Annotated in this window: 19 protein-coding genes; 8 read left to right on the forward strand and 11 right to left on the reverse strand. The window is 62.7% G+C overall.

From position 1 onward, the window contains the following. Positions 1–55: 55 nt before the first annotated feature. Entirely contained in the window at positions 56–1,795 is a 1,740-nt protein-coding gene (locus V3H56_RS14650; RefSeq protein ID WP_042730459.1) for a phosphoethanolamine transferase CptA, read from the forward strand. Between the two features lie 93 nt (positions 1,796–1,888). Here the strand turns inward: V3H56_RS14650 and zapE are convergent, their stop codons facing one another. From zapE to V3H56_RS14665, 3 genes are all read right to left on the reverse strand, one after another. Continuing rightward, positions 1,889–3,007 carry a cell division protein ZapE gene (gene zapE / locus V3H56_RS14655; RefSeq protein WP_042730458.1) on the reverse strand — a complete coding sequence of 373 codons (1,119 nt, stop codon included), beginning with the start codon at positions 3,005–3,007 and terminating at the stop codon, positions 1,889–1,891. A 183-nt stretch (positions 3,008–3,190) separates the two neighbouring features. After that, positions 3,191–3,532, reverse strand: coding sequence for a nuclear transport factor 2 family protein (locus V3H56_RS14660; RefSeq protein WP_042732615.1), 342 nt, complete (start codon positions 3,530–3,532; stop codon positions 3,191–3,193). A 51-nt stretch (positions 3,533–3,583) separates the two neighbouring features. After that, entirely contained in the window at positions 3,584–4,300 is a 717-nt protein-coding gene (locus V3H56_RS14665; protein ID WP_042732614.1) for a YafY family protein, read from the reverse strand. A gap of 157 nt (positions 4,301–4,457) precedes the next feature. Between V3H56_RS14665 and V3H56_RS14670 the strand changes: the two genes are divergently transcribed. Next, positions 4,458–4,928 (forward strand): LEA type 2 family protein, encoded by a 471-nt coding sequence (locus V3H56_RS14670; protein ID WP_042732613.1) that lies wholly within the window; start codon positions 4,458–4,460, stop codon positions 4,926–4,928. A 1-nt stretch (position 4,929) separates the two neighbouring features. On the opposite strand, the gene V3H56_RS14675 is transcribed toward V3H56_RS14670, so the two are convergent. After that, positions 4,930–5,853 carry a carbon-nitrogen hydrolase family protein gene (locus tag V3H56_RS14675; protein WP_042732616.1) on the reverse strand — a complete coding sequence of 308 codons (924 nt, stop codon included), beginning with the start codon at positions 5,851–5,853 and terminating at the stop codon, positions 4,930–4,932. An 85-nt stretch (positions 5,854–5,938) separates the two neighbouring features. Between V3H56_RS14675 and V3H56_RS14680 the strand changes: the two genes are divergently transcribed. Beyond that, a complete protein-coding gene (locus tag V3H56_RS14680; RefSeq protein ID WP_053145142.1) occupies positions 5,939–6,847 on the forward strand; it encodes a LysR substrate-binding domain-containing protein in 909 nt (302 codons plus the stop codon). Between the two features lie 3 nt (positions 6,848–6,850). On the opposite strand, the gene V3H56_RS14685 is transcribed toward V3H56_RS14680, so the two are convergent. Further along, on the reverse strand, positions 6,851–7,105 hold the full coding sequence (locus V3H56_RS14685) for a hypothetical protein (protein WP_003181187.1): 255 nt from the start codon (positions 7,103–7,105) through the stop codon (positions 6,851–6,853). Between the two features lie 158 nt (positions 7,106–7,263). On the opposite strand from V3H56_RS14685, the gene V3H56_RS14690 reads away from it, so the two are divergent. Beyond that, positions 7,264–7,581: a DUF883 family protein gene (locus V3H56_RS14690; RefSeq protein WP_042732611.1), complete on the forward strand. Its 318-nt coding sequence runs from the start codon at positions 7,264–7,266 to the stop codon at positions 7,579–7,581. Between the two features lie 178 nt (positions 7,582–7,759). On the opposite strand, the gene V3H56_RS14695 is transcribed toward V3H56_RS14690, so the two are convergent. The 3 genes from V3H56_RS14695 to V3H56_RS14705 form a co-directional block, all read right to left on the reverse strand. Further along, on the reverse strand, positions 7,760–9,628 hold the full coding sequence (locus V3H56_RS14695) for a feruloyl-CoA synthase (RefSeq protein ID WP_338473503.1): 1,869 nt from the start codon (positions 9,626–9,628) through the stop codon (positions 7,760–7,762). Between the two features lie 131 nt (positions 9,629–9,759). Then, positions 9,760–11,208: an aldehyde dehydrogenase gene (locus tag V3H56_RS14700; RefSeq protein ID WP_338473504.1), complete on the reverse strand. Its 1,449-nt coding sequence runs from the start codon at positions 11,206–11,208 to the stop codon at positions 9,760–9,762. 107 nt (positions 11,209–11,315) lie between these two features. Continuing rightward, on the reverse strand, positions 11,316–12,146 hold the full coding sequence (locus V3H56_RS14705) for a p-hydroxycinnamoyl CoA hydratase/lyase (protein WP_042732035.1): 831 nt from the start codon (positions 12,144–12,146) through the stop codon (positions 11,316–11,318). A gap of 214 nt (positions 12,147–12,360) precedes the next feature. On the opposite strand from V3H56_RS14705, the gene V3H56_RS14710 reads away from it, so the two are divergent. Then, positions 12,361–12,843: a MarR family transcriptional regulator gene (locus V3H56_RS14710; RefSeq protein ID WP_338473505.1), complete on the forward strand. Its 483-nt coding sequence runs from the start codon at positions 12,361–12,363 to the stop codon at positions 12,841–12,843. Between the two features lie 57 nt (positions 12,844–12,900). Here V3H56_RS14710 and V3H56_RS14715 read toward each other — a convergent pair whose 3' ends face one another. After that, positions 12,901–14,208, reverse strand: coding sequence for an OprD family porin (locus V3H56_RS14715; protein ID WP_338473506.1), 1,308 nt, complete (start codon positions 14,206–14,208; stop codon positions 12,901–12,903). Between the two features lie 309 nt (positions 14,209–14,517). On the opposite strand from V3H56_RS14715, the gene mhpT reads away from it, so the two are divergent. Beyond that, the gene (mhpT, locus tag V3H56_RS14720; RefSeq protein WP_338473507.1) at positions 14,518–15,729 is read left to right on the forward strand and encodes a 3-(3-hydroxy-phenyl)propionate transporter MhpT; all 1,212 of its coding nucleotides are present in this window, start codon (positions 14,518–14,520) and stop codon (positions 15,727–15,729) included. Here the strand turns inward: mhpT and V3H56_RS14725 are convergent. Further along, on the reverse strand, positions 15,708–16,619 hold the full coding sequence (locus V3H56_RS14725; RefSeq protein ID WP_042732980.1) for an AraC family transcriptional regulator: 912 nt from the start codon (positions 16,617–16,619) through the stop codon (positions 15,708–15,710). The two genes, mhpT and V3H56_RS14725, sit on opposite strands and share 22 nt — an antisense overlap. Before the next feature lie 230 nt (positions 16,620–16,849). Here V3H56_RS14725 and V3H56_RS14730 point away from each other — a divergent pair, with 230 nt between their 5' ends. Both V3H56_RS14730 and V3H56_RS14735 read left to right on the forward strand, forming a co-directional pair. Next, positions 16,850–17,623, forward strand: coding sequence for an L-iditol 2-dehydrogenase (locus V3H56_RS14730; RefSeq protein ID WP_123579106.1), 774 nt, complete (start codon positions 16,850–16,852; stop codon positions 17,621–17,623). Between the two features lie 192 nt (positions 17,624–17,815). Next, the gene (locus V3H56_RS14735) at positions 17,816–18,667 is read left to right on the forward strand and encodes a CAP domain-containing protein (RefSeq protein WP_338473508.1); all 852 of its coding nucleotides are present in this window, start codon (positions 17,816–17,818) and stop codon (positions 18,665–18,667) included. Positions 18,668–19,368: 701 nt separating this feature from the next. Here V3H56_RS14735 and mqo read toward each other — a convergent pair. Beyond that, positions 19,369–21,009, reverse strand: a complete 1,641-nt coding sequence (mqo, locus tag V3H56_RS14740) for a malate dehydrogenase (quinone) (protein WP_338473509.1) — start codon at positions 21,007–21,009, stop codon at positions 19,369–19,371. Between the last annotated feature and the right edge of the window lie 266 nt (positions 21,010–21,275).

The raw sequence follows: 21,275 nt of genomic DNA on the forward strand, positions 1-21,275 counted from the left end.
CTGCGGTCACCAATCCGGTACCGCCAGGCGCGTCGATAACAGGCTGGAGCGCTTGATGAGTTTGTTCAAACGCAGCACAACGACTGCGAAAGGTTTTGACTGGGCCGGGCTTGGCTGGCTGTTCCTGTTCTTCTGGTATTTTTCGGGCATAACCCAACTGCTCATTCTGCTCAGCGACACGTCCGGCTTCACCGGGTTTCGCCAGGCATTCGTGATGAGTGCCCTGTGGCTGGCGCCCATGCTGCTCTTCCCCGCCCGCACCCGCCTGCTCGCGGCCCTGATCGGGATCGTGCTGTGGGCCTGTTCCATGGCGAGCCTGGGGTATTTCTTCATTTACCAGCAGGAATTTTCCCAGAGCGTCATCTTCATCATGTTCGAGTCGAACGTGGCGGAAGCCGGCGAATACATGACGCAGTATTTTGCCTGGTGGATGGTGCCGGCGTTCCTCGCCCACACCGTCGTGGGCTACCTGCTCTGGACCCGCCTGCGCCCGGTCTACCTGCCGCGTGGGCAGGCCATTGTCGCAGCGGCGGCCATCGTGGTGGCCGTGGTCGGCTATCCATTGATCAAGCAGACCCAACGCACCGGCAGCTTCGCCGGTGGCCTGGAAAAATTCGAAGACCGCATCGAGCCCGCCGTGCCTTGGCAGATGGTCGTGGCCTACCGACGCTACGGCGAACAACTGGAAAACATGCAAGGCATGTTGCACAGCGCCAGCAAGATCGCGCCGCTGAATCACCTCAAGGACGCCATGGCCGACCAGCCGGCGACCCTGGTGCTGGTGATCGGTGAGTCGACCAACCGTCAACGCATGAGCCTCTATGGCTACCCGCGCGAAACCACGCCGGAACTGGACAAGCTCAAGGACCAGCTCGCGGTGTTCGACAACGTGATCACCCCGCGCCCCTACACCATCGAAGCGCTGCAGCAGGTGCTGACCTTCGCCGACGAGGAAAACCCGGAGCTGTACCTGAGCACGCCTTCGCTGGTGAGCATGATGAAGCAGGCCGGCTACAAGACCTTCTGGATCACCAACCAGCAGACCATGACCAAGCGCAACACCATGCTCACGACCTTCTCACAGCAGGCCGATGAGCAGGTGTACCTCAACAACAACCGCAACCAGAACGCCGCCCAGTACGACGGCGACGTGATCGAGCCCTTCAACAAGGCCCTGGCCGACAGTGCCCCGCGCAAGTTGATCGTGGTGCATCTGCTGGGCACCCACATGAGCTACCAGTACCGCTATCCGCCGACGTTCGATAAGTTCACCGACCGCCAGGGCGTGCCGGCAGGTGTGCGTGACGACCAACTGCCCACCTACAACAGCTACGACAACGCGGTGCTGTACAACGACTTCGTGGTTTCCAGCCTGATCAAGGACTACGCCAAGAGCGATCCCAACGGCTTCCTGCTGTACCTCTCGGACCACGGTGAAGACGTCTTCGACTCCCAGGGCCATGACACCCTGGGCCGCAACGAAGCCAAGCCGACCGCGCCGATGTACACCATCCCGTTCATGGCCTGGGCTTCGCCCAAGTGGCGCGAAAGCCATGACTGGAGCTTTGCCGGCGACCTGTCGCGGCCCTACAGCAGCTCGCACCTGATCCACACCTGGGCAGACCTGGCGGGCCTGAGCTTCGACGAGCTGGATCACAGCAAGAGCCTGGTCAGCGACCAGTTCAAAGCGCGACCACTGATGATCGGCAACCCGTATGAAAGCCAGCACAAGGGCCTGATCGATTTCAGCCTGATCAAACCCAAGGCGCCTGTGGCTGAAATCGTCCAGAAATGATCGAAAACGGCAGAATGCCCCTGGCTTCTGCCATGACCATTTCCATTTCACATCGGTAGTACCGACGGCGTGGGGCCGACGGCGAGGGCCCGGTCAGGCGGGTTGACCAAAACGTTGCATCTGCATTTCCTGGAGCCGACTGAGCGTGCGGCGAAACGGGAATTGCAGATAGCCTTCGGTGTACAAGTCTTCCATCGGCACCTCGGCGCACAGGTACAGCGGCACCTTGCGGTCGTAGCACTCGTCGACCAGGGCAATGAAACGCCGCACGCCATCGTCATGGACTGACAATTGCGGCAGTTCACGGTCGCCGGCCTCCACCCGCTCGACCCCATCCTCGGTACCACGGGCAATGCGCCCTTCGCGCTGTTCGGCGCTCAGGCAAGGCACATCGCCGAGCAGGATGACGCTGAAACGGTCACACAAGGCCATGAAATCCAGCGCCGAGAACGGTTGCTCACAAAGATCGGCGTAGCGGCTCCAGAGCACCGTATCGCCAGCCCGGACGGGCTCGAGCAGGCGATGGCCGACTTCGATCGGCCCGCTGGCGAGCGTTTGCCCACCCGCCAACTGGTCAAAGACCGCGGCAAACGGGTCGGGTTGCCCGCAGTCGCGTACCCAGTAGCGTTGCTGCACCGTGCCCGGGTGTTGGCGATGGTCCTGCCACCCGTTCACCGGCACCACTTGCATGTATTGCTTGATCGCGCTGATGGTCGGCAGGAAGCGTTCACGGTTGTGGCCGTTGGCATAGAGTTCTTCGGGCGGCAGGTTGGACGTACTGACGATCACCATGCCTTGTTCGAACATCACCTGGAACAGCCGTCCGAGGATGATGGCGTCGCCGATGTCGGTGACGAACAATTCGTCGAAGCACAGCACCCGCACCTCGGCACTCAGCTCCCGGGCCAAGGCCTGCAAAGGGTCCGGTGTGCCGGTCAGTTGGAAGGAGCGCTGGTGCACCCAGGCCATGAAGTGATGGAAGTGCTGGCGGCGCGCCGGCACTTTGAGGCTCTCGTAGAAGCGGTCCATCAGCCAGGTCTTGCCACGGCCCACCGGCCCCCACAGGTAAACGCCCTTGATCGACTTGCGGCCTTCGCCCAATGCCTTGTGGCATTGTTCCAGGGCCATGATCGCCAGTTCCTGGGCCTCGTCCTGGACGAAGCCGTGGTGTTCGATGGCGTGCTGCCAGGCACTCAGGGGGGAGTCAGTCATGCGGCCCAGGTCCGGGGGAAGAAGGACCGGGAGTATGCCATGTGAAGGCATCGAAAAACCTGTGGCGAGGGGATTTATCCCCGTTGGGGCGCGTAGCGGCCCTGTCTTTTTGCGGTTGCTGCGCAACCGATCGGGGATAAATCCCCTCGCCACAACAGCGTTCACTTCAGAGCGACAGAAACACTAGACCGAGATATCCAGCCGGCTGATCTTGCCCTGTTCGTCGAGCCGGAAGGTGTAGCGCAACTCCAGCGGGCTGCCGGGAAAGGTGCCGGAGATCAGGTTCTGCACCAGCACCTTGCCGGTACGTTGCTGCACATTGAGCACTTGCACCCTTGGCTGGTAGCGCTGGGCGGTGTCTTCCATCCATTGGGCGATGGCCTGGGCACCGAGGCGGTGGTGGCCTTCATCGAACACGCTGGCGTTTTCGGCGAAGAAACGCGTCACCGCCGAGCTGTCACGGGCGTTGGCGGCGGCAATATAGCCGGCGATGGCCGGGGCCAGGGAAGAGACGGGGTTGGACATGGCAGGGCTCCTTGTTTTATCGATCTGGCGCCATGCTAGAACACTGCTGTGTCAGTTTTTGTCAGGAGTGAAGCGCCCGTTTTCGTCCAGTTGCATCAGTGCGAACCAGGCGCGCAACAGGTCGCTGCGCCGCCCGGGGTAGCGCTCGCCCTGCTCGGCGGCCGAGGCAATCCGGTCGGTGCGGAAGGTACGGTAGGCCCCTCGCAATTCGCACCAGGCCACCACTACCCGCGCCTCGTTGAAAAAGCCCAGGGCCAGCGGCCAGATCAACCGCTGGCTGGGGGTCTTGTTCACGTCGGCGTAATCGATGTGCAGCTTGGCCTGGGTGCGAATGGCCTGGCGATAGACATTCAACTGCACGGTGTTCTGCGGGTAGCCATAACCCGGCGGCCCGGGCAGCACCGTGGGATTGCGCAAGGCGTCACGAACGTCCGGGGCAAGCACCGCCTCCACCTTCGCCAACGCGTCGGCGGCAGCCTTGCCCAGCACGTCGTCGCCACGCTGGTCCACGTAGCGCAAGCCCAGCACGATGGCTTCGATCTCATCGGCGGTGAACATCAGTGGCGGCAGGAACAGCCCACTGCGCAAGACATAGCCAATGCCCGCCTCACCCTGGATCGGCGCACCGAGGGCCGTCAGCTCAGCGATGTCACGGTACAAGGTACGCTCGGACACGTTCAGCTCGACAGCCAATGTCGCGGCGGTAACCGGGCAACGCTTGCCCCGCAAGACTTGCAGCAAAGTGAGCAGCCGGGTAGTACGCGACACGATGGGCGATCCGCAGGGAAATAATTGCCGCAGATTAGCAGAGACGGGTGTCAGAAAATGTCAGGAGCCAGCCTTTTCATGGCCAGGCGCCGGTTGCCGATAATTGCGGTAGCCTGATGACTGCCAGCCCCCCTGATTTCCATTGCGAGAGTTGACCATGCGCAGATTGTTCGGCCTGTCCCTGCTACTGATGTTGCTCAGCCTGAGCGCCTGCGCCCTGTTCCCGCAGCGCGACCCGCTGACGATCAACGTGGTCGGCATTGAGCCGCTGCCCAGCCAGGATCTGGAAATGCGTTTTGCCGTGAAGCTGCGCGTGCAGAACCCCAACGACACCACCCTGGACTACAACGGCGTGGCGCTGGACCTGGAAGTCAACGGTCGGCCCCTGGCCTCGGGGGTCAGCGACCAGACCGGCTCCCTCCCCCGGTTTTCCGAAACAATACTGAGCATCCCGGTGAGCATCTCGGCGTTTTCCGTACTGCGCCAGACCCTCGGCCTGAGCCAGACCCAAAGCCTGGATAACCTGCCTTACGTGCTCAGGGGCAAACTCGCCGGCGGAGTGTTCGGCACCCGGCGCTTCGTCGACCGAGGCACCCTCGACTTACGCGGTTCCACGGCCACCTGGTGAATCATTGGATGAAACGCACACCCGGCTTGGCCCGTTCATCCACCACCAGTTCGAAGATGTCGGGCCGGGCGTAATGGCCGACCACGTCGTAGTCGTACCGCGCGCGCACCAGCTCATCGGTATCGATTTCAGCGGTGAGCAACCCGGCGCAGTCCTTCAAAGGCCCGGCCAGCACATCGCCCATGGGCCCAACGATCATGCTACCGCCCGCGATCAACGGGCGTTCGGCAGGCCAGTTCGCAACCTCGATGCCCAACGCTTGCGGCGAGGCCTGAACCTGGCAGGCACTGACCACGAAACAGCGCCCCTCGTGGGCAATGTGGCGCAGGGTCACTTGCCACATCTCGCGCTCATCCACCGTTGGCGCACACCAGACGTCCACGCCTTTGGCATACATCGCGGTGCGCAGCAACGGCATCATGTTTTCCCAGCACACCGCCGCGCCCACGCGACCGACCTGGCTGTCGATCACCGGCAGGGTCGAGCCATCGCCCTTGCCCCAGATCAACCGTTCGGTGCCCGTCGGCATCAGCTTGCGATGCCGGGCCACCAGGCCCGCCTCGGGTTCGAAGTACAGCGCGGTGCAGTACAAGGTACTGGCGCAGCGCTCGATCACGCCCAGCACCAGGCTGGCGCCCGTGCGTGCCGACAATCCGGCCAGGGCTTCGGTTTCGACCCCGGGCACGTCGATGGCATTGGCGAAATAGCGGGCAAACGCTTCGCGTCCTTCCGGCAGGCGATACCCCAGTTGAGTGCCGAAACCTTCGCCCTTGGGGTAGCCACCCAGCAGGGCTTCGGGCATCACCACCAGGCGCGCCCCCGCCTCGCGGATGGCGTCTTCATAGGAAAGGATCTGGGCCAGGGTGTCGCCCTTGCCGCCGGGCAATGAACCGATTTGCAGGGCCGCCACAATGGATTTGGGCATGGTGTTCAACTCCGTCATCAACAAGTGTTGCTGATTTTCCGGCGTCGACCGATCATGAATAAAGCCCCAACCGCTGCTAAATGATATGAGTCTCATGAATATCGCCGACATCGACCTCAATCTGCTCAAGACCTTCGAAGCGCTGCATGACGAGTCCAGTGCCAGCCGTGCCGCCCTGCGCCTGGGTGTGACCCAGTCGGCCATCAGCGCCGCATTGCGCAGGCTGCGCAGCCTGTATGACGATCAACTGTTCGTGCGCACCGGTCGGGGCCTAGCGCCGACGTTGCGAGCCAACCAGTTGAAGCCGGTGATCAGCGAAGCCTTGAACAAATGCCGCCAGAGCCTGGCGATGGTGGACCCGCACGCCAACCATTATCAGGGGCGCTCGGTCATCGTCGGGCTGTCCGACGACTTCGAGATCGCCTACGGACGGCGCCTGGTAGAAGAAGTGGCGCAGCGTGCACCGGGCCTGCGCCTGATTTTTCGCCAGACCCACAGCCAGATCGTTGGCCTGGCGCTGATGGAGCGTCACCTCGACCTGGCGATCACGGCCGGCGGTTTCGCCCAGCGGCTGCTCAGCCGCCAGGTGCTGGGGGAAGGCGACTACGCTTGCCTGGTCGACCCGGCCAGCCTGGCGCAAGCCTCGCCGACCCTCAGCCTGGAGGCGTTCGTGGCCCGCGAGCATTTGTTGGTGTCTTCCGGTGGTTTTATCGGCATCACCGATGAAGGGTTGGCCGGGCTCGGCCTGAGTCGACGGGTGTCTGCCTCGACCACCCATTTCGCCGCGCTGCCTTTCCTGCTCAAGGGCAGCCAGGCCGTGGCGACCATTCCGACCCATGCCGCCCAGGCCATCGCGGCCCTCGGCGGCCTGGCGTTGCTGCCCTGCCCTCTGGCGCTGCCTCGCTACCCCATCGAACTCGGCTGGCGAACCCAATTGCAGATGGACCCGGCCGTGATCAAGGTTCGCGAGGCAATTGTCGCCGCCTTCGCGTAGGGCTTACTTGTTGGCCGCCATCAGCCGGTTGACTTCACTGCGCACCATGTTGGCGTATTCCGGCGGCGACATGCCGTCCAGTTCGGCGCGCACCCACTCGGCCCACTTGCCCTTGCGCTTGGAACGCTCGCCGAACAGCCGCGCCGCATCACCCTTGGCCTTGCCCAGGTTGTTTTGCCACAGTTCAAAGAGTCGGGATTTTTCGTCTTCCAGGGCGGCGCGCTCGGCCAGGGGCTTGTCAGCCAGATTGAAGCTCATGGGAATTACCTGTTGCGTAAATAGGCGACATCTTACACCTTGCGGCGAACAGCCTTAACCCGCTTTTGGGAATGACCGGTTGCGAGCAGCCCCGTCGCAACTTTTAAGCCCGCGCAGCACTCCATAGTTCACTGCCATCATTTACAAGGAGATACACCATGGCGCGTAGAAGCACCGTGCAAGCAAACGGGGAGCAAATCAAGGACCAGGCCTTCAGCGAGCTGAAGGCGTTGATCGAAGAGTCGGAGAAGTTGCTCAAGAACAGCGCCGCACTGGTCGGCGAAGACGCGGAGAACCTGCGCGGCCAGATCTCCCAGAAACTGCAACAAGCCCTGGATTCCCTCGCCAGCGCGCGGGAGCGAACCCGCCCGATGGTCGACGCCACTGAAACCTACATCGGCGGCCACCCGTGGCAGACCGTGGCGATCTCCGCCGGGTTCGGGCTGGTGGTGGGCTTGCTGCTGGGACGGCGGTAAGCCACCCCTTGTGGGAGCGGGCTTGCCCGCGAAGGCGGTAGCACGGTCAAGTTCATCGCTGACTGACGCGCCGCTTTCGCGAGCAAGCTCGCTCCCACAATGAGGATGGCGGGCTGCTTGAGATTGAGACTCGACGCTAAACTTTGTGGGAGCGGGCTCGCGGTACAACTTGCACCCGCTAGCCCGCCCGCAGGATCGACGCATCCTCGCCCCGATACAGCGCCTCGACTTTCTCCGCCCGCCACTGCAACACCGCACGCTGGTTGAGCGAACCCTTGTCGGTGATTTCACCACGGTCGATGGAAGCCGGCTCATCGAGCAGGGCAATCCATTCCACACGGCTGGCATTCCCGCTGGCCTGATGATTCAGGCGCCGCAACCATTCAGTGAACCATTGGCGCACCGCCGAGCTGGCCAGCACCTGGGCATCAGTGGCATCGGCGCCCAGCCCCGACAGGCGACGGCACTCGGGGAGTCGTGGAAACACCAACGCGCCCAGGCATTCGCGATCAGGCGCGGTGACCACCAGGTCCAGGACATAAGGCGTGCCTTCCAGTACGGCGCGATTGCGCAGTGGCCCGACGCTGACGAACACCCCGGACGACAACTTGAAGTCCTCGGCGATCCGCCCGTCGAACATCAGCCCCAATTGCGGATTGCTCGGGTCGGCCAGCTTGATCGCGTCACCAGAGCAATAGAACCCTTGCTCGTCGAAGACTTCGGCGGTCTGCTGCGGTGAGCGCCAGTAGCCCGGCATGATGTGCGGTCCGCGAAACCGGCCTTCGAACTTACCGTCCACCGGTACCAGCCGCACTTCGCAGCCCGGGGCCGGCAGGCCGATGTAGCCGGCCATCGACAGCGGCCCGGTAGTGAAGGTGCAGGACGGCGCCGCCTCGGTCATGCCCAGCCCTGCCATCATGCGGATGCGTTCGCCGCAATGGGCCTCGGCGATCTTGTCGAGGCGGTCCCAGGTGCTTTGGGACAGGCCGGCGGCGGCAAAGAAAAACAAGCTGATGCGCTTGAAGAAACGCTCGCGCAGTTCGCCGTCCTGCTCCAGGGCGCTGACCAATTCTTCCCAGCCCTTGGGGACCGTCAGGTAGGCCGTGGGCGAAATCTCCTTGAGGTTGCGCAAGGTCTCGGCGAAGCCCTGGGCCGTGGGTTTGCCGTCATCCAGGTAAAACGTGCCACCGTTGTAGAGCACGATGCCGACGTTGTGGCTGCCACCGAACGTGTGGTTCCACGGCAACCAGTCCACCAGCACCGGCGGCGCCTCGCCAAACACCGGGAAGGTCTGTAGCAGCATCTGCTGGTTGGCACAGAGCATGCGCTGGGTGGTGATCACGGCTTTGGGCAACTTGGTCGAGCCCGACGTGAACAGGAACTTGGCGATGCTGTCCGGACCCGTGGCGGAGAACGCCCGCTCCGCCGCCTCGCCGCCAGGCTGGGCTAGCAGGCTGGAGAAGCGCGTCATGGCGCGGCCCGGCAGCTCGCCACGCACGCTGATCAAGGGCACGTTGGCCGGCAGCACGGTATCGATCGCCCGCTCGAAAGGCGCCGTGTCGCTGACGAACACCAGCCCGGGCTGCAGCAGGTCGCAGACGTGACGCAGCTTGGCGAAGTCCTGGGACAGCAGCGAATAGGCCGGCGACACCGGGCAATACGGGATCCCGGCGTACATTGCGCCCAGGGCCATTTGCAGGTGTTCGATGTCGTTGCCGGACAGCAGCGCCAAGGGTTTTTCCGCCGACAAACCAAAACCCAGCAGGCTTTCGGCGATGGCGCGGACACTGTCGAGCATCTGCGCGTAGCTGACCCGGCGCCAGCCACCTCCCCCGTCGCGGGCGGCGATGAAGGTGTGCTGCGGGCGGACTTCGGCCCAGTGCACCAGGCGATCGAGCAAGCGCGCCGGCAAGGGCGCCAAGGGTTCCAGGGAACGCATGTGCAAGATGCCGTGCTCTTCCCTGACTTCTACGGCGGGATGACCGATCGACACCTGGCGATAACGCCCGGCCGGGGTCCGGGAGGACGATCTGAACTCGGAACTCACGTACATTTCCTCCACCAAGGCACGGTCGGCTCGCATGAAACGAGCGGAGCGTGGCAGCGTCTGGCTGCGGCCTTGTCATTATTATTGGCCTGCATCGCGGCGGCGCTGGGCCGCCGACGATGCGACGGGTTTCAGATCGGGTAATGCCGGGCGCCATTCTGCAAGGTCACCCAGCGCAACTGGGTGAAATGCTCGATGGACGCCTTGCCGCCAAAGCTGCCATAGCCACTGGACTTGACCCCGCCGAAAGGCATCTGCGCTTCGTCGTGCACGGTCGGGCCGTTGATGTGGCAGATGCCCGATTCGACACGCTGGGCCAGGGCCAGGGCACGGGTGGTATCACGGCTGAAGATCGCCGCCGACAAGCCGAACTCGGAGTCATTGGCCAGGCGCAGCAGGGCTTCGTCGCCGTCACCGCGCAGCAGCACGGCCACTGGCCCGAAAGACTCCTCGCGGTACAAGCGCATGTCGGCGGTGACGTTGTCGAGCAAGGTCGGCTGCAGGATGCTGCCGTCCAACTGCCCGCCCGCCACCAGCTTCGCGCCCTTGCCCAAGGCATCGTCGATCAGCCCCTTGATGCGCTGGCCGGCACTGGCATCCACCAGCGAGCCCAGCACCGAATCACCGTTTGCCGGGTCACCGGCGCGCAACGTGGCGATCTTCGCGCTCAAGCGCTCGACAAAGGCATCGGCGACACTGGTGTCGACAATCAGCCGCTCGGTGGACATGCAGATCTGTCCCTGGTTGAAGTACGCCCCGAAGGCGGCCGCCTCTACCGCGGCATCCAGGTCGGCGTCATTCAGCACCAGCAACGGTGCCTTGCCGCCCAGTTCGAGCAAGGCCGGCTTGAGGTGCCGCGCCGACAGTTCACCGACAATCCGCCCGACGTGGGTCGATCCGGTGAAATTGACGCGGCGCACGGCCGGATTGGCGATCAGCCGCTCGACAATCGCCGGCGCATCGGCTGGCGCGTTGCAGATCACGTTGACCACCCCGTCGCCCAGGCCGGCGTCCTGAAGGACCTGGCCGATCAGCCGGTGCACCGCCGGGCTGATTTCGGACGCCTTGAGCACCACGGTGTTGCCACAGGCCAGGGGCATGGCGATAGCGCGAGTGGCGAGAATCACCGGGGCGTTCCACGGCGCAATGCCGAGCACCACGCCGCAGGGCTGGCGCAGGGCCATGGCAAAACTGCCGGGCACGTCCGAAGGGATGATTTCGCCGTTGATCTGGGTGGTCATCGACGCCGCTTCGCGCAGCATGTTGGCCGCCAGGTGTACGTTGAATCCGTACCAGTTGGCCATGGCGCCGGTTTCGCCGGCGGCGGCGATGAACTCGCCGCTGCGGGCTTGCAACTGTTCGGCGGCGCGCAGCAAACGCGTGCGGCGCTCGTTGGGCGCCAGCGCGGCCCAGGCGGGGAACGCGGCTTGGGCCGCGGCCACGGCGGCGTCGGCATCTTCCAGGGTGGCGGCGGCGACGCGCGAGACCACGTCACCGGTCACCGGGTTGCAGCGCTCGAAGGTCCGACCGTCACGGGCCGGGCACGACTGGCCGCCGATCAACAGGGGCACGTCCAGCATGGTGATTCCTCTTTATTGTCTTTATCGGGAATGCAGCGCAGCGGTGTAACAGTAGCGCCGGGGCGACGCGGCGAACAGCGGGATGCGGCCCGCTATCGCCTGTCGCCTCAGCGCTTATAGGTTTGCAAGCCAGGCTTGATGGTCTTGTCGTCCAGGAACTGCTTCATGCCCTGTTCGCGACCGCCTTCGGTGTCCAGCAGGCGCGACTGGTCGAGCTTGGCGTACAGGTAATCCTCGTTCTGCTCCCAGGTCAGCTCGCGGCAGCGTTTGAAGCCATGCTTGGCCGCCCGCAGCACCACCGGGTTTTTCTCCAGCAGGTTGCGCGCCAGCTCCACGGTAACTTCGCGCAGTTGCGCCAGGGGCACACTCTCGTTGACCAGGCCCATTTCAGCGGCTTTCTGCCCGCCGAACGTCTTGCCGGTCATGATGTAGTACAGCGACTGGCGATGACCCACTGTGTCGGCCATGGCCTTGCTGACCAGGTTGCCGGGCGGGATGCCCCAGTTGATTTCCGAAAGCCCGAAGGTCGCTTCGTTGGCACAGATCGCCAGGTCGCACGCCACCAGCGGGCTGAAACCGCCGCCGAAGCACCAGCCGTTGACCATGGCGATGGTCGGCTTGGCGTACATGCGCAGCAGTTTCCACTGCCATTGGGAGGCCTCGCGGCGGATTTTTTCCTGGAGGATTTCCGGCCCGGCATCCACTTCGCGGAAATATTCCTTGAGGTCCATCCCGGCGGTCCAGGCATCCCCTGCCCCAGTCAACACCAGGACGCCGGCGGCCGGGTCCTGCTCCAGGGTCTCGAGCACGTCGATCATCTCGCGATTGAGGGTCGGGCTCATGGCGTTGCGTTTTTCCGGGCGGTTGAGCGTGACCCAGGCGATGCCCTCTTCGATCTCGACCTTGACCGTTTTCCAGCGACCTTCGTAGTTGCTCATGATGCGGGCTCTCTTGTTCTTTGGCTGAAGATGAGCAAAAACTAAACCTGAAATTTAGTTATGTCAATTAACTATTAATCGATTTACCTGTGTTTTTCCAGCGATGCGAAGGCAGCTGCAAATCAGGAATTCGCGCTCGCCCATAGCCAGGGCGTCGCAACCTCGGCAAAATGCATAGCCTTATTAATTACTCATCCCAAGGATGCTCATTTCGATGGCCAAGTCTTCCAAGCTTGCCGAAACCGCCGAGCCCGCGGCCGCCGGTGCCGAGGCGCCGCTGGACACTGCGCTGGACGACCTGATCGGTTATGCCCTGCGTCGCGCCCAGTTGAAACTGTTCCAGAACCTGATCGGTCGGCTGGCCGTCCACGACCTGCGGCCCGCCCAGTTCTCGGCCCTGGCGATCATCGACCAGAACCCCGGCCTGATGCAGGCTGACCTGGCCAGGGCCCTGGCCATCGAACCACCGCAAGTGGTGCCGTTGCTGAACAAGCTGGAAAGCCGGGCCCTGGCCGTACGCGTGCGCTGCAAGCCGGACAAGCGTTCCTATGGGATTTTCCTGAGCAAGAGCGGGGAAACCCTGCTCAAGGAACTCCAGCAGATCGCCGCCCAGAGCGACCTGGACTCCACGACAGCGCTGTCGGACGATGAGCGGGAGCAATTGCTGCGGTTGCTGAAGAAGGTGTACCAGCAGTAAGGCCCGCACCCAGCCCTGTGGCGAGAGGATCATCCTCGCCACGGGTCTGGCGACGCTTCACCAGATCGGCACGTTGTAGGTCACCAGGAAGCGGGTCTGGTTCTCATCGCGAAACGCCGCGGTGCCCGGAAAGTCATTGCGGTAGATCGATTTGCGCGCCAGCAGCCCGACGTTCTTCAGCGGACCACTCTGGATCACGTAGCCCAACTCCATCTGGAACTCTCGCTCCTTGCGATCCTCGGCACCGAGGGCCGCCAGCTCGATGTGGTCTCCCCGGACATACCGCAGCCTTGTCCTCAGGCCCGGCACACCGACGGCGGCGAAATCATAGTCATGGATCGCCTGCCAGGTGCGTTCCTTGGCATTGAGGAAATCCGAACTCATGGTCATCTCGCTCAAGCCCATCAACTCGGTGCCCGACAAGTAGGGTGTGGCCGTGTCGCCGCTGGCGTGCATGTAGCCCAGGCTCAACCGATGCCCGCCCAGGCGATAGCCGACCAGTGCCGACACGTTGATGTTATCGACCTTGCCGGCCTTGGCAGCCCCGTCCTCGCCGCTGAAGAAGCTGCGCAGGTCGGTGGTCAACACCCCGTCGCCCAACGGCAGGTCATGCAGCAGCGCCAGGGTGTCCTGACGGTATAGGTCGGCCACTTCGGTGTGATAGGCGCGCAGGCTCAGGCTCTTGCCGACTTGATAGTCGCCGCCGACATAGGCCATGTGGGACGTCGTCGCCGCGCCATTGAAGCGCCGGTTGGGCGCGGCAATGCTCATGGGTTGGTAATCGGTGGAATCGCGTCGGTTGATGCGGTCGATGTAGCCGGTGTTCAAGGTCAGGCCGTCGATGTCCTTGCTACTGAGAGTCGTACCGCGAAAGGTCTGCGGCAACAGGCGTGACGGACTGGCAAAGGCGAACGGCAGGAAGATCGAGACATCGCCGGTCTTCACCGTCGTCTGGCCAACGCGCAACTTGCCGGTGATGGCCAGACGCGAATATTCATCGGCGGCACGCTTGTCACTGCTGGACACCGGCAATAACTCGGTGCCGCTGCGGTCCGGCGACGAATCCAGCTTGATCCCGAGCAAGCCGCGGGCATCCAGGCCGAACCCTACCGTGCCGGGCGTAAACCCCGACTCCATGTTTACGATCGCCGCCTGGGCCCACTCCCGGGCCGCGGTCTTGGCGCCGTCGTCCTTGTAGTCGCGGTCCATGTAGTAATTGCGCAGGGTCAGGGTGCCGTGGCTGTCATCGATGAATCCTTCTGCCAGCGCCGCGCTGGAACCCAGGCTCAATCCCAGGCAGGCCAGCAGTTGAACGAAGGGTGAAACAGGGGCCGCCGCCAGGGCGGCCCGCGCAAGATTCGGCATGTCCTATGTCCACTTATTGTTGTTGTTTTTGATCACCCTCGACGCCTTCGGGTCGGGGCTCTGGGCAAGGAGAATGGAAAGGCCGTGAAGGTTTCGTCAACTCAACCGTCCGATAATCGAACATTAATATCATTAATCAATTCAGCAAAATCTCTAGAAATACATTTCAACCTAATGATTTCACTGTTTATTTTTACCGCTCCAGCGATTTCCTCTCATCCATTCATTTTTTAGTTAGCTTTGTTAATCTAAATTGCGCTGGTCGCTCTCGGTCAGTGCCCCAGGACAAAAACAATAAGAGGATTTGCCATGAACCAGCCGACACGTCGTGCGACGCTGACCATTGCCTTGTGTTTCATCGTTGCGCTGATCGAGGGGTTTGACTTGCAGTCGGCCGGCACCGCCGCCGCGGGCTTGCGGCAGACGTTCACCCTCGACCCGAAAATGATGGGCTGGGTCTTCAGTGCCGGGATCATCGGCCTGCTGCCCGGGGCGTTCTTCGGTGGCTGGATCGCCGACCGCATTGGCCGCAAGAAAATCCTCATCGCCGCCGTCCTGCTGTTCGGCGTGTTCTCCCTCAGCACGGCCTACGTCGAGCAGTTCTCCAGCCTGCTGCTGGTGCGTTTCATGACGGGCCTGGGCCTGGGTGCCGCCCTGCCCAACCTCATTGCCCTGTGCGCCGAAGCCGTGGGTGAGCAGCGTCGCGGTACGGCAATCAGCGTGATGTACGCCGGGGTTCCGCTGGGCGGCGCGCTGGCGGCGGTGGTCGCCATGTTGTTTGGCGAGCACTGGCAGATGACGTTTTTCATCGGCGGACTGGCACCGCTGCTGGTGGTGCCGTTGATGCTGCTGTGGCTTCCCGAGTCCAGCGCCTTTCGCCAGGTCCGGGAGGTCGGTGGCGACGCGCGTGCTTCAACCGGCCAGGCACTGTTCGGCGAAGGTCGAGGCCGGACCACCCTGGCCCTCTGGCTGAGCTATTTCTTCACGCTGACGGTCATGTACATGCTGCTCAACTGGCTGCCGTCGCTGCTGCTGGAACAAGGCTTCAGCAAGCCCCAGGCGGGCCTGGTCCAGATGCTGTTCAACATCGGTGGCACCCTGGGTTCGTTGATTGGCGGCCTGTTGCTGGACCGCTGCAATGGTTTGAAGGTGGTGCTGTTCGTCTACGCCGGGCTTCTCAGTGCCCTGGCCGGGGTCGGGCTATCGGTGGGCATCGTGCCGATGGTCATCGCCGGATTCGCCGCCGGGCTGTTTGTCATGGCCGCGCAATTGGTGCTCTACGCACTGGCGCCGCCCGCCTACCCCACGGCCGTGCGCGCCACGGGCGTCGGTGCAGCGGTAGCCATCGGGCGCCTGGGCTCGGTCGCGGGCCCCCTGGCCGCCGGGCAGATCCTGGCGGCCGGCGCGGGAACCACCGGTGTGCTGCTGGCGACATCACCCGGCCTGCTGATTGCCGCCGTGGCCGCGATCAGTGTGATGGCCCGTGTCGTGCCGGTGGGTCAGGCGCACGTGGCCCGTTGAGCCAACAGCCGGCGATATTCGCTGGGTGTCTGGTTCATCTCGATGCGAAAGTGCCGGTTGAAATTGGACAGGTTGTTATACCCCACCTCGAAACAGATCTCGGTCACCGGCAATTCGCTGTGCAACAGCAAGCGGCAGGCACGCTGGACCCGCAGCTTGCGCATCAGGTCGACAAAACCATGCCCGGTGATGCGCTTGAAGAAGCGCGAGAAACCGGGCTCGCTCATGTTCAGCCGCCGGGCGATCTCTGACAGGCGCAGGTCACCGGTGAGTTCGGCGTGCAGGTATTCGAAAGCCTGATGGATGCGCTCGCTGCTGCGGGCATCGAGGGTCGGCGCATAGCAAGGGCTTGCCAGGCTCAGCACGTCGGTGTCAGGGGCCTGGCCCAGGGCTTCGAGCAACTCGAGGAACAGCGCCAGGCGCTTGAGCCCCCGGGCCGGGCCGATGGCTTCGAGCAACTGCGCGGCACGCCGTGCGGTGTCGCCGCTGAAGGCCAGGCCACGACGGGCGCGCTCGAACAGCCCCTGCACCTGCGCCAGCTCGGGCAAGGTCGGACGCAAGGCCAGCCACGCCGCACCGTCGAACTGCAGGACCACATCGCGCCCCGCCAGGTATTCGTCGGGGGCCAGGTCCGCCATCCAGTCGTGGGGCAAGCCGGGACCGATCATCGCCACATGGCCGGGACCGAAAGGCCCGATGTAGTCGCCCGCCAACAACTTCCCGCTGCCCTGGCGAATCAGGTGGATTTCGAACTCGGGGTGGTGGTTCCAGCGCGCCAGGGGGTACGGGTAATCGTGCTCGTACCAACGAAAACTGTGCTCGGGCTCGGGCAGGATGACCTCCAGCTCGGCCGGGCGCTGCTCGAACAGGGGGGCTCGGTGATCAGGCATGTCGCATCTCGTCTGGCCTCATGACGGCACCTTACGCCGGATGACCGGCGCCCTGCCAGCCGCGGCTTGACCGTTCACCGATACTTTTTTAACCCGCAGTGCCCTGCGTTAAAAAAGTATCGGTTGGCGATGCTGCCCGCGTTTGTCCGCCTTCGGGCTCGCTGCTGTAATCGGCCTGCCGCCGCCATGGCGACACCCCACCCTTTTGCCATAGAACACAGGACCATCCCATGAAACGACTGGAAGGAAAAAGTGCCCTGGTCACCGGCGCCGCCCGAGGCATCGGCAAGGCGTTTGCCCAGGCCTACATCAACGAAGGTGCCACCGTGGCAGTTGCCGATATCGACCTGGATCGGGCCCGGGCCACCGCCGCCGAGCTGGGCGAAGACGCCTACGCGGTCAGGCTCGACGTGACCGACCAGGCTTCGATCGACGCAGCCATTGCAGCGGTGGTGGCACGTGCAGGCAAACTGGACATCCTGGTCAATAACGCGGCGCTGTTCGACCTGGCGCCCATCGTGCAGATCACACGGCAAAGCTATGAACGGCTGTTCTCGATCAACGTCGCCGGCACGCTGTTCACGCTCCAGGCCGCGGCCCGGCAGATGATCGGCCAGGGCCACGGCGGCCGGATCATCAACATGGCAAGCCAGGCCGGACGCCGTGGCGAAGCCCTCGTGGGTGTCTATTGCGCCACCAAGGCAGCGGTGATCAGCCTGACCCAGTCCGCCGGGCTGGATCTGATCAAGCACCGGATCAACGTCAACGCCATCGCGCCCGGCGTGGTGGAGGGCGAGCATTGGGACGGCGTGGACGCGCTGTTCGCCCGCCATGAAAACCTGCCCCTGGGGGAAAAGAAACGCCAGGTCGGCCAGCAGGTGCCTTACGGCCGCATGGGCACCGCGCAAGACCTGACAGGCATGGCGGTTTTTCTCGCCTCGGCGGACAGCGAATACGTGGTGGCGCAGACGTACAACGTCGACGGCGGCAACTGGATGAGCTGAAGCTCGACGGATTTGCACCTTCAAACGCCGGTGATGGACTTATTTGCCTGAAAATTGATCCCAGTACTTGAGGATTGTCCCGAACGGTGCCCAGCGGTGCCGCTCAGGGAATTTCAAGAGAGCGTGAATACCGTTGCCCCAGCGGGGCAAAAATTGCGCATCATAGGCGCCGTCCGCTCAAGGGAGATTTACATGCGTGCCATTTCATCCGTCATGCGTCTTGTCGTGCTGTCGCTGGGGCTGCTGTTCGCCGCCAGCGCCGCAGCCACCGAAGAGACGCAACTGGTCGAGTCCATCAACCTTTACCGCAGCCAATCCCAAAGCTGCTCCGGGCAGGCTTCGCTGGAGTTGCCACCGCTGGCGATGGATTCCCGGCTGATCCTGTCGGCCAATGGCATCGGCGACCTGCAGCAGGCACTCGCGCGCACGGCCTACCCGATGGTCAACGTCCAGGCCATCAGCCTGTCCGGGCCACGAGATGCGCAAGGCGCGATGAAGGCCATCCAGGAAAGCTTCTGCCAGGTGGTCCTCGACCCGCAGTTCGTCGACATCGGCGTCAGTCGCATGGACCGTGAATGGCGCATCGTGGTGGCCCGGCCACTGCTGTCGGCGCGCCTCGGTGACTGGCAGGCCGAAGGCCAGAAACTGCTCAAGCTGATCAACAGCGCTCGGGCCCAACCGCGCCGCTGCGGCACCGAGACCTTTGCCGCCACCACCCCGCTGACCTGGAACGCGACCCTGGCCCTGGCCGCCGTGACCCACACCCGTGCCATGGCCAACAACAATTTCTTCGACCACAAGGACCGTGACAACCGCATGCCCGGCGACCGTGCCGAACTCGCCGGTTACCTGGGCCAGTTGATCGGCGAGAACATTGCCGCCGGGCAAGACACCGCCCTCAAGGTGGTGGACGGTTGGCTGGCCAGCCCCGGGCACTGCGCCAACCTGATGAACCCGCAGTTCCACGAGCTGGGCGCCGGTTACGCCACCGACCCGAAAAGCGATGCGGGGATCTATTGGACGGCGATGTTCGGCACCCAGTAGATGAAAAAAATGAGTGGCGAGCGGACTCATCCCCTCGCCACAAATTTGCCAACTTTCTTAAGTGAACAGCGTTACGCCAGACTGTCTGCCTCTAAAACTCCAGAGCAATAGTCCAATCGCTATAAAGTCCAAAAACATTATTCCGATCAGACATCAACAACTGTAATCCTTGACAGTAGAAACAATCCTCCGGGCACACCATGATCACCCTGGTCACAAACTGCTCTTGAGGAAAATAAAATGAGCACTGAATATCGATACTCAGCGTATGCGGATCGCGGTACCCATAACACTCAATACGGAACGATTACCGCAGACTCACCGGAGGCGGCTGTCCAGGCTGTAAAGGATAAATACAGCAGTTCCCACGTGGTCACCGTTTCCTTGTCGGTAAAAAAGACGTCGGAGGATCCAACACAGCCGACACAATATATCGAGATAGTGACCAAGGCATGAAGGACAGTCCTCTGCATAATTACAGCGCGACTTTCAACAGGGTCGCTTGATCTGGAAAGATATAATCAGCACCACCCAGGAAAACCAGGAACAGCACTTGATCTGGATACTGAACAGCGCATAAAAAAAATCCGGACCCCTCTCGGACTCCGGATTTTCCCTGACGAGTTAAGGTCAACAATCCCTAACTCAACCGCATAACACTCGACAAGCCGCGTTTTGCATTACACCAGACAACGTCAGGCTTACAGCGCCATGTCAGCCGCTGGATTGGCTTCGCGGGCAGCCGCTGGCTGGGCCGGGGCCGGGGTGCCTGGCTTGGTGATCACCGGCGGCGTGTCCAGTTGCAGGACTTCGCTGGTGTAGGCCCATTCCTGGGCAACGCGCTCAGGGCTGTCGTTGAGCTTGGTGCCATAGCTTGGCACGATCTGGTGCAGTTTTTCCTGCCAGGCCGGGGTGGCGACCTTGTCCTTGAAGACCTTCTCCAGCACGGTCAGCATGATCGGCGCAGCCGTCGAAGCACCTGGCGAAGCACCCAGCAGGCCGGCGATGCTGCCGTCCTGGGAGGCGACCACTTCGGTGCCCAGTTTCAGCACGCCGCCCTTCTCTTCGTCACGCTTGATGATCTGCACGCGCTGGCCGGCCTGCCACAGGCGCCAGTCTTCCTGTTTGGCCTCTGGGAAGTATTCCTTCAGCGCATTGAAACGATCTTCGTCCGACAGCATCAGTTGACCGGCCAGGTACTCGACCAGTGGGTACTGTTCGATACCGACCTTGGTCATCGGCCACACGTTGTGGGTGGTGGTGCTGGTCAGCAGGTCAAAGTACGAACCGTTCTTCAGGAACTTGGTCGAGAAGGTGGCGAACGGGCCAAACAGGATCACACGCTTGCCATCCAGCACGCGGGTGTCCAGGTGCGGCACCGACATCGGTGGCGCGCCGACCGAAGCCTTGCCGTAGGCTTTGGCCAGGTGCAGTTGGGCAACGGTCGGGTTTTCGGTGACCAGGAACGAACCGCCCACCGGGAAACCGGCGTACTCGCGCGCTTCCGGAATGTCGGACTTCTGCAGCAGGTGCAGGGCACCACCGCCAGCGCCGATGAACACGAACTTGGCGTCGGTCTCGGTTTCGGTACCGTCCTTCAGGTTCTTGTACGAAACGCGCCAGGTGCCGTCTTCGTTGCGGGTGATGTCTTCCACTTCGCTGGACAGTTTCAGCGAGAAGTTCGGTTTGCTCTGCAGGTAGGCAGCGAACTGGCGAGTGATTTCGCCGAAGTTCACGTCAGTGCCCAGGGGACTCCAGGTCGCCGCGACTTTCTGGCTCGGGTCACGCCCTTGCATCATCAGCGGCACCCACTTGCCGATCTGCGCTGGGTCTTCGGAATACTGCATGCCGGCGAACAACGGGCTGGCCTGGAGGGCTTCGTAGCGCTTCTTCAGGAACGCGATGTTGTCGTCGCCCCACAGGAAACTCATGTGCGGCGTGGAGTTGATGAACGAACGTGGGTTCTTCAGCACGCCGTTCTTGACCTGCCAGGACCAGAACTGACGGGAGATCTGGAAGGCTTCGTTGATTTCGATGGCCTTGGAGATATCGACCTTGCCGTTCTTGTCTTCCGGCGTGTAGTTCAGTTCGGCCAGTGCCGAGTGACCGGTACCGGCGTTGTTCCAACCGTTGGAACTTTCTTCGGCAACACCGTCCAGGCGCTCGACCATCTCCATGGTCCAGCCCGGCTCCAGCTCATTGAGCCAGACGCCGAGTGTCGAGCTCATGATGCCCCCACCAATGAGCAGGACGTCCACTTTTTTTGCCTCGGCGGCGTGCGTGGTCGCAAGACCCATCGCCATCGCCAGGCCCAGTAGCGCCGTGTGTGTTTTCTTCAACATGTGTGTATCCCTAGGATGGAACGCCATTCCGCCCTCCTGCCCTGATCAAGGATAGATCACGCCCGTAGCCGGCAGCGCCAGCGTGACAGGTTCGATAGGACTGGAGGATGGACCTACAGGACCGAGCAAATAGGTCGGCCTCAGATTTATGTCTCTCCGGCGCTGACTTCTTGTAGGTCTTGGCTTCAGCTGAGTGAGGGACACTGCAAAACGGTTGTGTTCGGGTCTGGTTTGACCGTGCCCGATTGTCGCAGCGGGGGGAGTTT

Origin of the sequence: Pseudomonas sp. MS646, assembly GCF_036693845.1 — a bacterium.
GTDB classification, from domain to species: domain Bacteria; phylum Pseudomonadota; class Gammaproteobacteria; order Pseudomonadales; family Pseudomonadaceae; genus Aquipseudomonas; species Aquipseudomonas chlororaphis_E.

What these genes read in the sequence shown, in the direction of transcription:
- zapE (WP_042730458.1), bottom strand. Translation starts at nt 3,007, where the DNA reads ATGACTGACTCCCCCCTGAGTGCCTGGCAGCACGCCATCGAACACCAC.
- V3H56_RS14710 (WP_338473505.1), top strand. Translation starts at nt 12,361, where the DNA reads ATGGCCAAGTCTTCCAAGCTTGCCGAAACCGCCGAGCCCGCGGCCGCC.
- V3H56_RS14670 (WP_042732613.1), top strand. Translation starts at nt 4,458, where the DNA reads ATGCGCAGATTGTTCGGCCTGTCCCTGCTACTGATGTTGCTCAGCCTG.
- V3H56_RS14690 (WP_042732611.1), top strand. Translation starts at nt 7,264, where the DNA reads ATGGCGCGTAGAAGCACCGTGCAAGCAAACGGGGAGCAAATCAAGGAC.
- V3H56_RS14685 (WP_003181187.1), bottom strand. Translation starts at nt 7,105, where the DNA reads ATGAGCTTCAATCTGGCTGACAAGCCCCTGGCCGAGCGCGCCGCCCTG.
- V3H56_RS14680 (WP_053145142.1), top strand. Translation starts at nt 5,939, where the DNA reads ATGAGTCTCATGAATATCGCCGACATCGACCTCAATCTGCTCAAGACC.
- V3H56_RS14675 (WP_042732616.1), bottom strand. Translation starts at nt 5,853, where the DNA reads ATGCCCAAATCCATTGTGGCGGCCCTGCAAATCGGTTCATTGCCCGGC.
- V3H56_RS14660 (WP_042732615.1), bottom strand. Translation starts at nt 3,532, where the DNA reads ATGTCCAACCCCGTCTCTTCCCTGGCCCCGGCCATCGCCGGCTATATT.
- V3H56_RS14705 (WP_042732035.1), bottom strand. Translation starts at nt 12,146, where the DNA reads ATGAGCAACTACGAAGGTCGCTGGAAAACGGTCAAGGTCGAGATCGAA.
- V3H56_RS14725 (WP_042732980.1), bottom strand. Translation starts at nt 16,619, where the DNA reads ATGCCTGATCACCGAGCCCCCCTGTTCGAGCAGCGCCCGGCCGAGCTG.
- V3H56_RS14735 (WP_338473508.1), top strand. Translation starts at nt 17,816, where the DNA reads ATGCGTGCCATTTCATCCGTCATGCGTCTTGTCGTGCTGTCGCTGGGG.
- V3H56_RS14700 (WP_338473504.1), bottom strand. Translation starts at nt 11,208, where the DNA reads ATGCTGGACGTGCCCCTGTTGATCGGCGGCCAGTCGTGCCCGGCCCGT.
- V3H56_RS14715 (WP_338473506.1), bottom strand. Translation starts at nt 14,208, where the DNA reads ATGCCGAATCTTGCGCGGGCCGCCCTGGCGGCGGCCCCTGTTTCACCC.
- mqo (WP_338473509.1), bottom strand. Translation starts at nt 21,009, where the DNA reads ATGTTGAAGAAAACACACACGGCGCTACTGGGCCTGGCGATGGCGATG.
- V3H56_RS14730 (WP_123579106.1), top strand. Translation starts at nt 16,850, where the DNA reads ATGAAACGACTGGAAGGAAAAAGTGCCCTGGTCACCGGCGCCGCCCGA.
- V3H56_RS14650 (WP_042730459.1), top strand. Translation starts at nt 56, where the DNA reads ATGAGTTTGTTCAAACGCAGCACAACGACTGCGAAAGGTTTTGACTGG.
- mhpT (WP_338473507.1), top strand. Translation starts at nt 14,518, where the DNA reads ATGAACCAGCCGACACGTCGTGCGACGCTGACCATTGCCTTGTGTTTC.